Genomic DNA, 13,959 nt, shown 5'->3' with positions numbered 1-13,959 from the left:
GAGGAGATAGACAATGGCAAAAGTTTCCATGGTTGAACGCGAGAAGAAGCGCGCCCGGATGGTGAAGCAATACGCCGCCAAGCGCGCCGCTCTCAAAGCGGTCATCGAAGATCAGTCCCGCCCGATGGAAGAGCGTTTCAAGGCTACGCTCAAGCTGGCGGAACTGCCCCGCAACTCGTCCGCCACGCGGCTGCACAACCGGTGCCAGCTGACTGGCCGTCCGCATGCGTACTATCGCAAGCTCAAACTCTCGCGGATCATGCTGCGCGACCTGGCCTCGTTCGGCCAGATCCCCGGCATGGTCAAGTCGAGCTGGTAAGGAGACCGGGACATGTCGATGAACGATCCTCTCGGCGATATGCTGGCCCGCATCCGCAACGCGCAGATGCGTGGCAAATCCACCGTCCGCACCCCGGCGTCGAAACTGCGCGCCTGGGTTCTGGACGTGCTTGCCTCGGAAGGCTACATCCGCGGCTATGAGAAGGTTACGGGCGCCAACGGCCTCCCGGAACTCGAAATCAGCCTGAAGTACTTCGAAGGCACCCCGGTCATCCGCGAGTTGAAGCGCGTCTCCACTCCCGGCCGGCGCGTCTACGCCTCCGTCAAGGATATCCCCTCGGTCCGCCAGGGCCTCGGCGTGTCGATCGTCTCGACGCCCAGGGGTGTGATGTCCGATGCGGCCGCCCGCGCGGCGCATGTCGGCGGCGAAGTGCTCTGCACCGTGTTCTAAGGAGGGCATGATGTCTCGTATTGGCAAAAAACCGGTCGAGCTGCCCTCGGGGGTCTCCGCGACCCTCTCGGGCCAGACCGTGGAAGTGAAGGGGCCGAAAGGCACGCTTTCCTTCAACGCGACGGACGACGTGACGATCGCGATCGACGGGAACGTTGTGAAGGTGACGCCGCGCGGCACCTCCAAGCGCGCCCGCCAGCAGTGGGGCATGTCGCGTTCGATGGTCGAGAACCTCGTGACCGGCGTGACCCAGGGCTTCAAGAAAGAGCTCGAGATCCAGGGCGTGGGTTACCGCGCCGCGATGGCGGGCAACACGCTGAAGCTCTCGCTCGGCTACAGCCACGAAGTGAACTTCGAGGTTCCGCAGGGCGTCACCGTCACCACGCCGAAGCAGACCGAGATCGTCGTCGAAGGTATCGACGCGCAGCTCGTCGGTCAGGTCGCGGCGAACATCCGCGAGTGGCGCGGTCCGGAGCCCTACAAGGGCAAGGGCATCCGCTACAAGGGTGAGTACATCTTCCGCAAGGAAGGTAAGAAGAAGTAAGGACGCAAGAGATGGCAAACAGCAAACGGGAACTGTTCCTCAAGCGCCGCCTGCGCGTCCGGAACAAGCTTCGCAAGATGGCGGATGGGCGCGCGCGCCTCTCGGTTCATCGTTCCAGCAAGAACATCAGCGTGCAGCTGATCGACGACGTCAAAGGTGTGACGCTCGCCTCGGCTTCCAGCCTCGAGAAGGATCTGGGTGTCGTCGGCAAGAACAACATCGAGGCGGCGAAGAAGATCGGTGCGGCGATCGCCGAGCGCGCCAAGAAGGCCGGTGTCGAAGAGTGCTACTTCGATCGCGGCGGGTTCCTCTTTCACGGGAAGATCAAGGCGCTTGCCGACGCTGCCCGTGAAGGCGGCCTGAAATTCTGAGGAGACGAAGATGGCAGAACGTGAACAGCGCCGGGACCGTCGCGAAGACCGCCGTGAAGACCGGCGGGACCGCGAGGAAGCTCCGGAATTCGCCGATCGTCTCGTGGCGATCAACCGCGTCTCGAAGACGGTGAAGGGTGGCAAGCGCTTCGGCTTCGCCGCGCTCGTCGTCGTCGGCGACCAGCGGGGCCGTGTCGGCTTCGGCAAGGGCAAGGCCAAGGAAGTGCCGGAAGCGATCCGCAAGGCGACCGAACAGGCCAAGCGCTCGATGATCCGCGTGCCGCTGCGGGATGGCCGCACGCTGCACCACGACATCGAAGGCCGTCATGGCGCCGGCAAGGTCGTGATGCGCACCGCCGTTCCGGGTACCGGCATCATCGCCGGTGGTCCGATGCGCGCCGTGTTCGAGATGCTTGGCGTCCAGGACGTCGTGGCGAAGTCGCTGGGTTCGCAGAACCCCTACAACATGATCCGCGCCACGATCGACGGCCTGAAGCGCGAAGCGAGCCCCCGCATGGTGGCCCAGCGTCGCGGCAAGAAGGTCGCCGACATCCTGAAGAAGCCCGAAGCCGAAACGGCCGAAGCGTAAGGGAGCAGGGACATGGCCAAGAAAACCATCGTCGTGAAGCAGATCGCCTCGCCGATCCGCCGCCCCGCCGTCCAGCGCAGCACGCTGATCGGCCTCGGGCTGAACAAGGTGAACCGCACCCGCGAACTCGAGGACACGCCCGCGATCCGCGGTATGGTGAAGTCGATCCCGCACCTGGTGCAGATCATCGAAGAGCGCGGCTGAGCCGGCTCGGTCGGAATTGGAGGCGCCCCGGACCCGGTCCGGGGCGTTTCGCTTTTCAGGGGGGTGGCACAAAATTCGGCAAGAACGAACAAGGCCGCGACCCACGCCCGGTCTACACCCGCAAGGGGGCCGCCGAGCCAGCATGACCATCCGTGGCCCCTTTCCCGAAGCCGGAGCTCAGCATCCGCGCAGGCAAGCGGCCGCCACGCCTGCCATATGGCCTTGAACCGTCCGTTTCTTCCGTCTATACGCGGCCGGTGGCCTCTTCTGGGGTCAGGAATCAATGAAGAAATGCCGTGTTTGCTCCATCCGTCGCTGGCGGGGCAATTCCGGTCAAGGAGATAGCGACATGAAACTGCATGAACTTCGCGACAACGAAGGCGCTGCCCGCAAGAAGAAACGCGTGGCGCGCGGCCCGGGCTCGGGCAAGGGTAAGACTGCCGGCCGTGGTATCAAGGGTCAGACGTCCCGTTCGGGCGTTGCCCTCGGTGGCTACGAAGGCGGCCAGATGCCGCTCTACCGGCGCCTGCCGAAGCGTGGCTTCAACAAGCCGAACCAGAAGAAATACGCGGTCGTGAACCTGGGCCTGATCCAGAAGTTCGTCGACGCCGGCAAGATCGACGCCAAGGCCGAGATCAACGAGGACGTGCTCGTCGCGTCGGGCCTCGTCCGCCGCAAGCTCGACGGCATCCGCGTCCTTGCCAAGGGCGACGTCAGCGCCAAGCTCCAGCTCGTCGTCACCGGCGCCTCGCAGTCCGCCATCGCCGCGGTCGAGAAGGCAGGCGGCTCGCTTTCGGTCACTTCTGCGGCGGCTGCTGAATAAGAGGTTGTGGGCGGCCCGGGCGCCGCTTACATAGCTCATCGAGTTTTCCAAGCGCCGCCGACCGGAAGACGGTTTGGCGGCGCTGCCATGAAAGAGACGGGAAAATGGCATCTGCTGCAGAGCAAATGGCGGCGAACATCAGCTGGGGCGCGCTCGGCAAGGCGACCGACCTCCGCCAACGGATCTTCTTCACACTCGGCCTCCTTATCGTCTACCGCCTCGGCACCTACATCCCGGTGCCCGGCATCGACGGCGGGGCGCTCCGTGAATTCATGCAGGAGGCGGCGGCCGGCCTCGGCGGCATCCTGACGATGTTCACCGGTGGCGCGCTTGGCCGGATGGGGATCTTCGCCCTCGGCATCATGCCCTATATCTCGGCCTCGATCATCGTGCAGCTTCTGGCTGCGATGGTTCCCTCGCTCGAGCAGCTCAAGAAAGAGGGCGAGCAGGGCCGCAAGAAGATCAACCAGTACACCCGCTACGGCACCGTGTTCCTGGCGACGTTCCAGGCCTACGGCCTCGCCCGCTCGATCGAGGCGGGCGATCTCGCGCATGACCCGGGCCTGTTCTTCCAGGCATCGACGGTCATCACGCTGGTCGGCGGCACGATGTTCCTGATGTGGCTCGGTGAACAGATCACCTCGCGCGGCATCGGCAACGGCATCTCTCTCATCATCTTCGTCGGCATCGTGGCGGAAATCCCGGCCGCTCTCGCCCAGTTCTTCAGCCAGGGCCGCTCCGGCAGCCTGTCCCCCGCCGTCATCATCGGCGTGATGGTCATGGTCGTGGCGGTGATCGCCTTCGTCGTGTTCATGGAGCGCGCGCTGAGGAAGATCCACATCCAGTATCCACGCCGCCAGGTTGGCATGAAGATCTACGACGGCGGGTCGAGCCACCTGCCGATCAAGGTCAACCCGGCGGGCGTCATTCCGGCGATCTTCGCGTCGTCGCTTCTTCTCCTGCCGACGACGATCTCGACCTTCTCGGGCCAGCAGACCGGTCCGGTCATGTCGACGATCCTCGCCTATTTCGGCCCGGGTCAGCCGCTCTACCTTCTGTTCTTCACGGCGATGATCGTCTTCTTCGCGTACTTCTACACGCAGAACGTCTCGTTCAAGACGGATGAGGTAGCCGACAACCTGAAGAACCAGAACGGCTTCATCCCCGGCATCCGCCCCGGCAGGAAGACCGAGGAGTATCTCGACTACGTCGTCATCCGCCTCCTTGTGCTCGGCTCCGCCTATCTGGCCGCTGTCTGTCTCCTGCCGGAGATCCTGCGGTCGCAGCTTGCCATCCCGTTCTACTTCGGCGGGACGTCGGTTCTGATCGTCGTGTCGGTCACGATGGACACGATCAACCAGCTGCAGTCGCATCTTCTCGCGCATCAGTATGAAGGGCTGATCGAGAAATCGCAGCTTCGCGGCCGCAAGAAACCCGGGGCGAAAAAGGCGCCGGCGCGCAGATGACGAATATCATCCTGCTTGGCCCCCCGGGTGCGGGAAAAGGCACCCAGGCCCGCCGTCTCGTCGAAGAGCGTGGCATGGTCCAGCTCTCCACGGGCGACATGCTGCGCGAGGCCCGCACTTCGGGCACCGAGATGGGCAAGAAAGTTGCCGAGGTCATGGACCGCGGCGACCTCGTCACCGACGAGATCGTGATCGGCCTGATCGAGGAACGCCTCGCCGGGAACCACGGTTCGGGTTTCATCTTCGACGGCTTCCCGCGGACGCTCGCCCAGGCCGACGCGCTCGGCGCGCTCCTCGGGCGCACGGGACGGCAGCTTGACGCGGTCATCGAGATGCGCGTGGACGATGAGGCTCTGGTCGACCGCATCACCGGCCGCTTCACCTGCGGCCAGTGCGGCGAAGTCTACCACGACAAGACGCAGCCCACAGCGAAAGAGGGCGTCTGCGATGTCTGCGGTTCCACGGACCTGCGCCGCCGGGCCGACGACAACGAGGAAAGCCTGCGCCAGCGGCTGATGGAATACTACAAGAAGACGTCGCCGCTGATCGGCTACTACTACGCGCTTGGCGACCTTTTCACGGTCGATGGACTCGCCCCGATCGAAGACGTCGCGGCCGCGATCGACGGCGTGCTGAAGCAGGCGGAAGCCGGCCGCGGGTGACCGCTTCCGGAGTGGGACTTGACGACAAGGGAAAAAGCCTCTAGGTCACGGCGTCCCGCAATGGGAACGGCCTTGATTTAAGGGGTTTTGCCCCCGAATCGATCAGGTCCGAGAGATGAGGCCCAAGGGCAGGACGCCCCAAGGGTCTCGAGTTGTGAAAAAAGGTTCCGGGACTACGGAACCGCAACGGAAGGACATACCGCGTGGCACGTATTGCTGGCGTCAACATCCCGACCGCGAAACGGGTTCCGATCGCGCTCACCTACATCCACGGCATCGGCCCGGACGTCGCCCGGAAGATCTGCGAAGCCGTCAACATCGACGCGACGCGCCGCGTGAACGAGCTGTCGGACGCCGAAGTCCTCGCGATCCGCGAGCATATCGACGCGAACTACACCGTCGAAGGCGACCTGCGCCGTGAAGTGCAGATGAACATCAAACGGCTGATGGACCTCGGTTGCTACCGCGGCCTGCGTCACCGCAAGAACCTGCCCGTGCGCGGTCAGCGCACCCACACCAACGCCCGCACCCGCAAGGGCCCGGCCAAAGCCATCGCTGGCAAGAAGAAGTAAGGGGAGGGCAGAGATATGGCTCGCGATAAGGTCCGCGCTAAGAAAAAAGAACGCAAGAACATCGCCGCTGGCGTGGCGCATGTGAACTCTTCGTTCAACAACACCAAGATCCTGATCTCCGACGTTCAGGGCAACGCCATCGCCTGGTCCTCGGCCGGCACGATGGGCTTCAAGGGTTCGCGCAAGTCGACCCCCTATGCTGCCCAGATGGCTGCCGAAGACGCCGGCCGCAAGGCGCAGGAACATGGCGTCCGCACGCTTGAAGTGGAAGTCCAGGGCCCGGGTTCGGGCCGCGAGTCGGCGCTTCGCGCGCTGGCCGCTGTGGGCTTCAACATCACCTCGATCCGTGACGTGACCCCCATCGCCCACAACGGCTGCCGTCCGCCCAAGCGTCGGCGCGTCTGACCGGTTCTTACCCGCCGGGGCCCGTGCCTAGCTGCTCGGGCCCCGGCGGCATTCGCATTTTTATCCTCGGGCGTTCCCGCGCTTCGGACATGGGGCGGGAACAGGAATGGAGGCAGAACGCATGATCCACAAGAATTGGGCCGAGCTGATCAAGCCCGCGCAGCTTGAGGTGAAACCCGGGAACGATCCCGCCCGCCAGGCCACCGTCGTCGCGGAACCGCTGGAGCGCGGCTTCGGCCTGACGCTCGGCAACGCGCTGCGCCGCGTGCTGATGTCGTCCCTTCAGGGCGCTGCCATCACCTCCGTCCAGATCGACAACGTCCTGCACGAGTTCTCCTCGGTCGCGGGCGTGCGCGAGGACGTGACGGACGTCGTCCTGAACCTCAAGGGCGTGAGCCTGCGCATGGAAGTCGAAGGGCCGAAGCGGCTTTCGATCTCGGCCAAGGGGCCGGGCGTCGTGACGGCCGGCGACATCTCGGAATCGAGCGGCATCGAGATCCTGAACAAGGACCACGTGATCTGCCACCTCGACGAGGGCGCGGACCTGTTCATGGAACTGACGGTCAACACCGGCAAAGGCTATGTCGCGGCCGACAAGAACCGCCCCGAGGACGCGCCGATCGGTCTCATTCCGATCGATGCGATCTACTCACCGGTGAAGAAGGTCAGCTACGAAGTCCAGCCGACCCGCGAGGGCCAGGTGCTCGACTACGACAAGCTGACCATGAAGGTGGAAACCGACGGCTCGCTGACGCCCGAGGACGCCGTGGCCTATGCCGCGCGCATCCTGCAGGACCAACTGTCGATCTTCGTCACCTTCGAAGAGCCGGAAGCCGCCGGCAAGGCCGAGGCTGAAGAAGGGCTGGAGTTCAACCCGCTCCTCCTCAAGAAGGTGGACGAGCTCGAACTCTCCGTCCGTTCGGCCAACTGCCTCAAGAACGACAACATCGTCTACATCGGCGATCTCATCCAGAAGACCGAAGCCGAGATGCTCCGCACCCCGAACTTCGGCCGCAAGTCGCTCAACGAGATCAAGGAAGTGCTTTCGGGCATGGGCCTGCACCTCGGCATGGATGTCGAGAACTGGCCGCCGGAAAACATCGAAGACCTCGCGAAACGCTTCGAGGATCAGTTCTGATAGCTCGGGTGGGCGCTCCGCGCCCACCCGGCCACTACCCGGGCATTCCGCCCCAAGGAGAGCGTCCCGCACGTGACGGGCGCCGGACAAAGCAAAACGAAGAAAGGAAGACATCATGAACCACGGAGCCGGCTACCGCCGCCTGAACCGTACCCACGAGCACCGCAAGGCGCTCTTCGCCAACATGGCCGGGTCGCTCATCGAACACGAGCAGATCAAGACGACGCTGCCGAAGGCGAAGGAACTTCGCCCGATCGTCGAAAAGCTCATCACGCTCGCCAAGCGCGGCGACCTGCATGCCCGCCGCCAGGCCGCGGCGCAGCTGAAGCAGGACGCGCATGTCGCGAAGCTCTTCGACGTGCTCGGCGCCCGTTACAAGGAACGCCAGGGCGGCTACGTCCGTGTCCTGAAGGCCGGCTTCCGCTACGGCGACATGGCTCCGATGGCGATCATCGAGCTTGTCGACCGCGATCCTTCCGCGAAGGGCGCCGCCGACCGGGCCCGCCTCGAAGCCGAAGAGGCCGCGGCGGAATAACGCCCCGATACAGAGCAGAAAAGAAAACCCCGCCCTGTCGGCGGGGTTTTTTCGTTTTTCCGCTCTTCTTTCACCCACTTGACCGAATCGCATCCGGGACTCATCGTCGCGCGAGTAGGCCATCTTGATGTCGTATTAAGGTTGTTAAGATGCTACCGAGCCGCGCCGATCCCGGCGTCGCGCATCGTTTTTTTGGAAGCACGTCTGGATTTGGGACAATGGATATGGACGGCAATTCGGCCAGAAGTGGAAAAGCGTTTATCTACCCCTCTTATCAACAATTTAAGGTTGACCAAACCAAGGGCAACTTGTCTAAAAAAGACATGTCCATGCAAGCGGCGATAGATCAGAAACTGAATGAATTGGGGCGGATTGCTCCGCTCGGATACTTCGTCGGCCTGCATATTCGGTTCACGTCGCCACTCATGACCTTCCAGACCTATGATCAGGCCTGGTTGGATCACTACACGAACAATGGGTACGTCCTGCGCGATCCGATGACCGCGTGGGGATTCAGCACGACAGGCTCCATCCGCTGGAGCGACTCGTCCCTGCCCGACCCGTTCGGACTGTTCAAGGAGGCCGCTGCCTACGGCCTGAAGTACGGTGCGACGATTTCCTACGGACCGATCAGCTCCAGGACTATTGCGAGCGTGGCGCGGGGGGACCGCGAATTCGACGATGGTGAGATCGCGCGGGTCGAGAAGATCGTTCATCGGCTGCATGACATCACCGAACCGCCGCAGGAGCTCACCAAGGCGCAGATTGAAGCTTTGAAGTGTATTGCGGGGGGTGACCGACACGCAGCCGCGGCTGCGAAGTTGGGGATATCGGAAAGCGCTCTGAAGGCAAGGCTGACGTCTGCTCGTCAGCGGCTGATGGCGCGAACGACGGCCGAAGCCATTCAGCGCGCCAAAGACGCAAGGTTGCTCTGACGGCTGGCGCCTCCCGCAAGGTTTTTACCTAACCACCAACCCTGCAGGAGGCTGCCATGCAGACTACGACACTTTCCTTCGAGAACCTTCACAACTATGGCGAGCTTTTCGCCAACATGCTTCGTGCCCGGCGGGAACTCTTCATCGTCCACAACAAGTGGAACCTGCCCGAGGCCATGGGCATGGAGTTCGACCAGTACGACACGCCGGCCAGCCGCTGGGTCGTGGTGCATGACGAGAATGGGAAGGTCCTCGCCGGTAACCGCCTGACGCCGACCACGGCCCAATGCGGCATCTACTCCTACATGATCCGCGATGCGCAGCGCGGTCTTCTCGACACGATTCCGTCGAACCTCCTGTATGACGAAGCGCCGGTTTCCGACCACGTCTGGGAAAGCTCGCGTCTTTTCGTCGCGCACGATACCCCCGCCAACATTCGCCGTCAGGTCCATGCCCGCCTGATTGCCGAAATCGGCAATTCTTCACGCCAGCTTGGTGCCAGCCGCTGCCTGACGCTTCTCGCAGCGAACTGGCCCCGCTGGGCCGGGCGCGTCGGTGTCGAGATGACCGCGATGGGCCCTGTGCTCAACATCGATGGGGTGGAAAACCAGGTCGTGTCGATGAATTTCGCCCCCAGCCTGAACTGACGGTGGCGCAGGCCCGGCAGGTTTTGCGCTTTCGCGCGATCGAGCGCGGAAGTAGTTTGAGCCGATGCAGGACCTGTTCGACACCGTTGCCAAAGACACTCCGCCAGAAGCCCCCCGGCCTCTGGCGGACAGAATCCGACCGCGGACTCTCGAAGAGGTCATCGGGCAGGACGAGGTTCTGGGACCCGAAGGCCCCTTGGGCGCGATGCTGGCCTCGGGCTCGCTCTCCTCGCTGATCCTCTGGGGGCCGCCAGGTGTCGGCAAGACCACGATCGCCCGGCTTCTGGCCGACCGCACCGACCTGACCTTCGTCCAGATCAGCGCGATCTTCTCCGGCGTGCCCGAACTGAAAAAGGTCTTCGACGCGGCGAAGCTCAGGCGCAGCCAGGGGCGCGGCACGCTTCTCTTCGTCGACGAGATTCACCGCTTCAACAAGGCGCAGCAGGACAGCTTCCTGCCCCACATGGAGGACGGCACGATCCTCCTCGTCGGTGCCACGACCGAGAACCCCTCGTTCGAGCTGAACGCGGCCGTCCTGTCACGCTCTCAGGTGATCGTCCTCACACGGCTGACACTCGCGGACCTGGAACGCCTCGCGCAAAGGGCCGAGCACGAAGTTGGCCGCCCCCTGCCGCTGACGCCCGAGGCGCGCGAGGCGCTCCTCGAGATGGCGGACGGGGACGGGCGGGCGCTTCTGAACCTCGTCGAACAGGTCATGGCCTGGAAGCTCGACCGCCCGCTGGACGTCAAGGCCCTCGGTCAGCGACTGATGCGGCGCGCGGCGAAATACGACAAGTCGGGCGACGAGCATTACAACCTGATCTCCGCGCTCCACAAATCCGTGCGCGGTTCCGATCCCGACGCGGCGCTCTACTGGTTCGGGCGGATGCTCGAGGGGGGCGAGGACCCGCGATACCTCGCGCGGCGCATCACGCGCATGGCAGTGGAGGATATCGGTCTGGCCGACCCCGAAGCGCAAACGCACTGCCTGCACGCCTGGGAGACCTATGAACGCCTCGGCTCGCCCGAAGGTGAACTCGCGCTCGCGCAGGCGCTCGTATACCTCGCGCTCGCGCCCAAGTCGAACGCGGGCTACGTGGCCTACAAGATGGCGCGCGATCTTGCGCGCAAGACCGGGTCCGAGCCGCCGCCGAAACACATCCTGAATGCGCCGACGAAGATGATGAAGGAACAGGGCTACGGTGCCGGCTATGCCTACGACCATGACGCGGAGGACGCGTTCTCGGGCCAGAACTACTTCCCCGAGGGGGTGAAGCGCCCGGTCCTGTACCAACCGGTCGAACGCGGGTTCGAGCGCGAGCTGAAGAAGCGCGTCGAGTGGTTCGCGAAGCTCCGCGAGAAGCGGGGCGGTTGACTCTTCCGCCCCCGCGACAGAGAGAAGCGCCATGATCCAGAACCTCTTATCCGTGGCCATTGGCGGCGCAATCGGCGCGTCGTGCCGCTACCTGACCAACGCCGCCGTGATGCGCACCATCGGCCCCGGCTTTCCCTGGGGCACGATCGTCGCGAACGTCCTCGGTTCGTTCCTCATGGGCGTCCTTGTCGTGCTTCTGGCGCACAAGGGCGGCATGCGTTTCGCGCCGTTCCTGATGACGGGAGTGTTGGGCGGCTTCACGACGTTCTCTGCCTTCTCCCTGGATGCGCTGACGATCTGGGAACGCGGCGACACGGCCTTCGCCGCGGCCTATGTCCTCGGTTCCGTCGTGGCATCTCTGGCGGCGATCGTCCTTGGTATGGCACTGGCCCGGGGGGCATTGGCATGAGCGGCGTGAAGGTCCTGACGGTTGCGGCGGACGAGGGCGAAAGCCGCCTCGACCGCTGGCTGAAGAAGCGCTTCCCGCAAGTGACGCAAGGCGCGGTGGAAAAGATGTGCCGCACCGGCCAGATCCGGGTGGACGGAGGCCGGGTGAAGGCGTCGACCCGCGTCGCGCCCGGAATGCAGGTCCGCGTGCCGCCGCTGCCTGAGACCGGACCTGCGCGGGCAAGGGACGAGATCACGGTTCCGGAGTCCGACGCACAGATGATCCAGTCCGCCGTGCTCTGGAAGGACGAACACATTATCGCGCTGAACAAGCCGCCGGGCCTGCCCTCGCAGGGCGGCTCCGGCCAGGGGAATCGCCACGTCGACGGCCTGACCGAGGCGCTGAAGTTCGGCTACAAGGACCGCCCGAAGCTCGTCCACCGGCTCGACAAGGATACATCTGGCGTCCTTCTTCTGGCGCGGACCGACCGGATAGCGCGGGCGCTGTCGGAGGCGTTCCGCCACCGCACCACGCGGAAGATCTACTGGGCGGCGGTCGCCGGGGTCCCGACTCCGCGGATGGGCACGATCCGCTTCGGCCTCGTGAAGGCGCCGGGTCGCGGCGGTGGGGGCGAGGGCGAGAAGATGCTCTGCGTGCCGCCCTCGAAGATCGATGCGACCGAAGGCGCCAAGCGCGCCACGACGGATTACGCGGTGATCGATGCGCTCGGCACCCGCGCCGCCTGGGTCGCGCTCGTCCCGGTGACGGGGCGAACGCACCAGCTGCGCGCCCACATGGCCGAGATCGGGCATCCTATCGTCGGCGACGGGAAATACGGTGGCTCGGGGCAGGAGAACCTCGGCGACGGCTGGGGCGCGCAGCTCGGCGGGGAGATCAGCCGGAAGCTGCACCTGCATGCCCGCTCCTTCGCCTTCGATCACCCGATCACCGGCAAGCGGATCACGCTGACGGCGCCGCTGCCGCCCCATATGGCGAAAACCTGGGCGACGGTCGGCTGGCGGGAAGGCGACGCCCCCGCCGATCCCTTCGAGGAAGAAGAATGACCGACGCACTGCGGCTCATCGTCTTCGACGTGGACGGGACGCTGGTGGACAGCCAGAACCACATCCACGATTCGATGATCGGGGCCTTCGAAAGCCTGGGCCTGGCACCCCCGCCGCTGGACGCGGTTCTTTCGATCGTCGGGCTGTCGCTGCCCGAAGCCATCGCGCGGCTCGCGCCTGGGGCCGAGCCCCCGACGCAGGCGCGGCTGGTAGATGCCTACAAGGCAGGCTACTTCACCCGGCGTTCCGCCGGAGTCGCGCCGCTCTACCCCGGCGCGCGGGAGGCCGTGACCCGCCTTGCGGCCCAGCCGGAGACGCTTCTCGGGATCGCCACCGGTAAATCGCGCCGTGGTCTGGACCATGTGCTTTCCGCGCATGGGCTCGACGGGCATTTCGTGACCCGCCAGGTCGCCGACGATCACCCGTCCAAACCGCATCCCTCGATGCTGCTGGCAGCCCTTTCGGAAACGGGGATGCAGCCGGCGCGGGCCGTGATGATCGGTGACACGAGCTATGACATCGAAATGGGCCGGGCGGCCGGAATGGCGACGATCGGCGTCGCCTGGGGCTACCACGCGGCCGAGAGGCTGGCCGAGGCGGGCGCCGGACGCATAGTCGCGGATTTTGCTGAACTTGAAACGGCGCTCGCCGAAGCATGGGAGATCGCCGAATGAGTGAATGGGCGCCGAAACGGTTCTGGAAGGAAGCCCGCGCCGAGGAACTGCCCGGCGGCGGCTTCACCGTGACGCTCGACGCGCGCCGGGTGAAAACCCCCGCGAAGGCTGACCTTGTCCTGCCCACACGCGCGCTTGCAGAGGCCATCGCGGCCGAGTGGGACGCGCAGGAGAAGAAGATCGATCCGCACAGGATGCCGCTGACGCGGGCCGCCAACTCGGCGATCGACAAGGTGGCCGTGCAGCGGGAGGAAGTCGCGGAACTGATCGCGGCCTATGGCGGCAGCGACCTTCTCTGCTATCGCGCTACCGGGCCGGAGGCGCTGGTCTCGCGTCAGGCGGAGCATTGGGACCCGATTCTCGATTGGGCGCGCGAAAAGCTTGGCGCGCCGCTCGTCGTGACGGCGGGCGTGATCCATGTCGAACAGCCGCAGGAAAGCATCGCGGCGCTCTCCGCGCGTGTCGCGGCGCTGTCTCCGTTCGAACTCGCGGCGCTTCACGACCTCGTCGCGCTTTCCGGCTCGCTCGTCCTCGGTCTCGCGGTGGCTCAAGGCGCGATCAAGCCGGCACGCGCCTGGTCCCTCAGCCGGATAGACGAGGACTACCAGGCGGAACTCTGGGGGCACGACGAGGAGGCGGCCGAAGCCGCGGAAATCAAACGCGCGGCCTTCCTTCAGGCGCATCGGTTCTGGACCCTGGTGACGGTGACGGGGTGACATTCTGCCGCGCGAGCAAGGCGCTCGGAGAGGAAGGCTTACGCCACGTCCGGCCGGGAGGCGACGCGATAGCGCCCTTGACGCCCCGATCGGAATTATCTCAAACTCGCCCGCAGTGGGG

General features: G+C 64.8%; 20 protein-coding genes. All 20 read left to right on the top strand.

Going from position 1 to position 13,959, the window contains the following annotated elements:
• Positions 1-13: 13 nt before the first annotated feature.
• Complete coding sequence (gene rpsN, locus ABCN56_RS16560; RefSeq protein ID WP_343081928.1) at positions 14-319, top strand: 30S ribosomal protein S14; 306 nt, start codon at positions 14-16, stop codon at positions 317-319.
• A 12-nt stretch (positions 320-331) separates the two neighbouring features.
• A complete protein-coding gene (gene rpsH / locus ABCN56_RS16555; protein ID WP_343081927.1) occupies positions 332-730 on the top strand; it encodes a 30S ribosomal protein S8 in 399 nt (132 codons plus the stop codon).
• A 10-nt stretch (positions 731-740) separates the two neighbouring features.
• Positions 741-1,274: a 50S ribosomal protein L6 gene (rplF, locus tag ABCN56_RS16550; protein ID WP_343081926.1), complete on the top strand. Its 534-nt coding sequence runs from the start codon at positions 741-743 to the stop codon at positions 1,272-1,274.
• A gap of 11 nt (positions 1,275-1,285) precedes the next feature.
• Positions 1,286-1,645, top strand: coding sequence for a 50S ribosomal protein L18 (rplR, locus tag ABCN56_RS16545; protein WP_343081925.1), 360 nt, complete (start codon positions 1,286-1,288; stop codon positions 1,643-1,645).
• Positions 1,646-1,655: 10 nt separating this feature from the next.
• Complete coding sequence (gene rpsE, locus ABCN56_RS16540; RefSeq protein ID WP_343081924.1) at positions 1,656-2,234, top strand: 30S ribosomal protein S5; 579 nt, start codon at positions 1,656-1,658, stop codon at positions 2,232-2,234.
• 12 nt (positions 2,235-2,246) lie between these two features.
• Positions 2,247-2,438 carry a 50S ribosomal protein L30 gene (rpmD, locus tag ABCN56_RS16535; RefSeq protein WP_343081923.1) on the top strand — a complete coding sequence of 64 codons (192 nt, stop codon included), beginning with the start codon at positions 2,247-2,249 and terminating at the stop codon, positions 2,436-2,438.
• Between the two features lie 349 nt (positions 2,439-2,787).
• Entirely contained in the window at positions 2,788-3,261 is a 474-nt protein-coding gene (rplO, locus tag ABCN56_RS16530; RefSeq protein WP_343081922.1) for a 50S ribosomal protein L15, read from the top strand.
• A 104-nt stretch (positions 3,262-3,365) separates the two neighbouring features.
• The gene (gene secY / locus ABCN56_RS16525; RefSeq protein ID WP_343081921.1) at positions 3,366-4,727 is read left to right on the top strand and encodes a preprotein translocase subunit SecY; all 1,362 of its coding nucleotides are present in this window, start codon (positions 3,366-3,368) and stop codon (positions 4,725-4,727) included.
• Positions 4,724-5,389, top strand: a complete 666-nt coding sequence (locus tag ABCN56_RS16520) for an adenylate kinase (RefSeq protein WP_343081920.1) — start codon at positions 4,724-4,726, stop codon at positions 5,387-5,389. Before secY ends, ABCN56_RS16520 begins: the two co-directional genes overlap by 4 nt.
• A 203-nt stretch (positions 5,390-5,592) precedes the next feature.
• Entirely contained in the window at positions 5,593-5,961 is a 369-nt protein-coding gene (rpsM, locus tag ABCN56_RS16515) for a 30S ribosomal protein S13 (protein ID WP_343081919.1), read from the top strand.
• Positions 5,962-5,976: 15 nt separating this feature from the next.
• Complete coding sequence (gene rpsK, locus ABCN56_RS16510; protein WP_343081918.1) at positions 5,977-6,366, top strand: 30S ribosomal protein S11; 390 nt, start codon at positions 5,977-5,979, stop codon at positions 6,364-6,366.
• Positions 6,367-6,487: 121 nt separating this feature from the next.
• On the top strand, positions 6,488-7,504 hold the full coding sequence (locus ABCN56_RS16505; RefSeq protein WP_343081917.1) for a DNA-directed RNA polymerase subunit alpha: 1,017 nt from the start codon (positions 6,488-6,490) through the stop codon (positions 7,502-7,504).
• A 115-nt stretch (positions 7,505-7,619) separates the two neighbouring features.
• On the top strand, positions 7,620-8,039 hold the full coding sequence (gene rplQ / locus ABCN56_RS16500; RefSeq protein WP_343081916.1) for a 50S ribosomal protein L17: 420 nt from the start codon (positions 7,620-7,622) through the stop codon (positions 8,037-8,039).
• A gap of 323 nt (positions 8,040-8,362) precedes the next feature.
• Complete coding sequence (locus tag ABCN56_RS16495) at positions 8,363-8,974, top strand: helix-turn-helix transcriptional regulator (protein WP_343081979.1); 612 nt, start codon at positions 8,363-8,365, stop codon at positions 8,972-8,974.
• A gap of 56 nt (positions 8,975-9,030) precedes the next feature.
• The gene (locus ABCN56_RS16490) at positions 9,031-9,621 is read left to right on the top strand and encodes an acyl-homoserine-lactone synthase (protein WP_343081915.1); all 591 of its coding nucleotides are present in this window, start codon (positions 9,031-9,033) and stop codon (positions 9,619-9,621) included.
• A 64-nt stretch (positions 9,622-9,685) separates the two neighbouring features.
• Positions 9,686-10,996 carry a replication-associated recombination protein A gene (locus tag ABCN56_RS16485; RefSeq protein ID WP_343081914.1) on the top strand — a complete coding sequence of 437 codons (1,311 nt, stop codon included), beginning with the start codon at positions 9,686-9,688 and terminating at the stop codon, positions 10,994-10,996.
• 31 nt (positions 10,997-11,027) lie between these two features.
• A complete protein-coding gene (gene crcB, locus ABCN56_RS16480; RefSeq protein ID WP_343081913.1) occupies positions 11,028-11,405 on the top strand; it encodes a fluoride efflux transporter CrcB in 378 nt (125 codons plus the stop codon).
• A complete protein-coding gene (locus tag ABCN56_RS16475) occupies positions 11,402-12,448 on the top strand; it encodes an RluA family pseudouridine synthase (RefSeq protein ID WP_343081912.1) in 1,047 nt (348 codons plus the stop codon). The genes crcB and ABCN56_RS16475 overlap by 4 nt, the downstream gene beginning before the upstream one ends.
• Entirely contained in the window at positions 12,445-13,122 is a 678-nt protein-coding gene (locus ABCN56_RS16470; protein WP_343081911.1) for an HAD-IA family hydrolase, read from the top strand. Before ABCN56_RS16475 ends, ABCN56_RS16470 begins: the two co-directional genes overlap by 4 nt.
• Complete coding sequence (locus ABCN56_RS16465; protein ID WP_343081910.1) at positions 13,119-13,838, top strand: ATP12 family chaperone protein; 720 nt, start codon at positions 13,119-13,121, stop codon at positions 13,836-13,838. The genes ABCN56_RS16470 and ABCN56_RS16465 overlap by 4 nt, the downstream gene beginning before the upstream one ends.
• The last annotated feature ends 121 nt before the right edge of the window (positions 13,839-13,959 follow it).

It is taken from the genome of Ostreiculturibacter nitratireducens (assembly GCF_032670585.1).
In the GTDB taxonomy this organism is placed as follows: Bacteria; Pseudomonadota; Alphaproteobacteria; order Rhodobacterales; family Rhodobacteraceae; genus Ostreiculturibacter; species Ostreiculturibacter nitratireducens.
The sequence above is the reverse complement of the archived record's forward strand: the minus strand, read 5'-3'. Positions and strand labels throughout refer to the sequence as shown.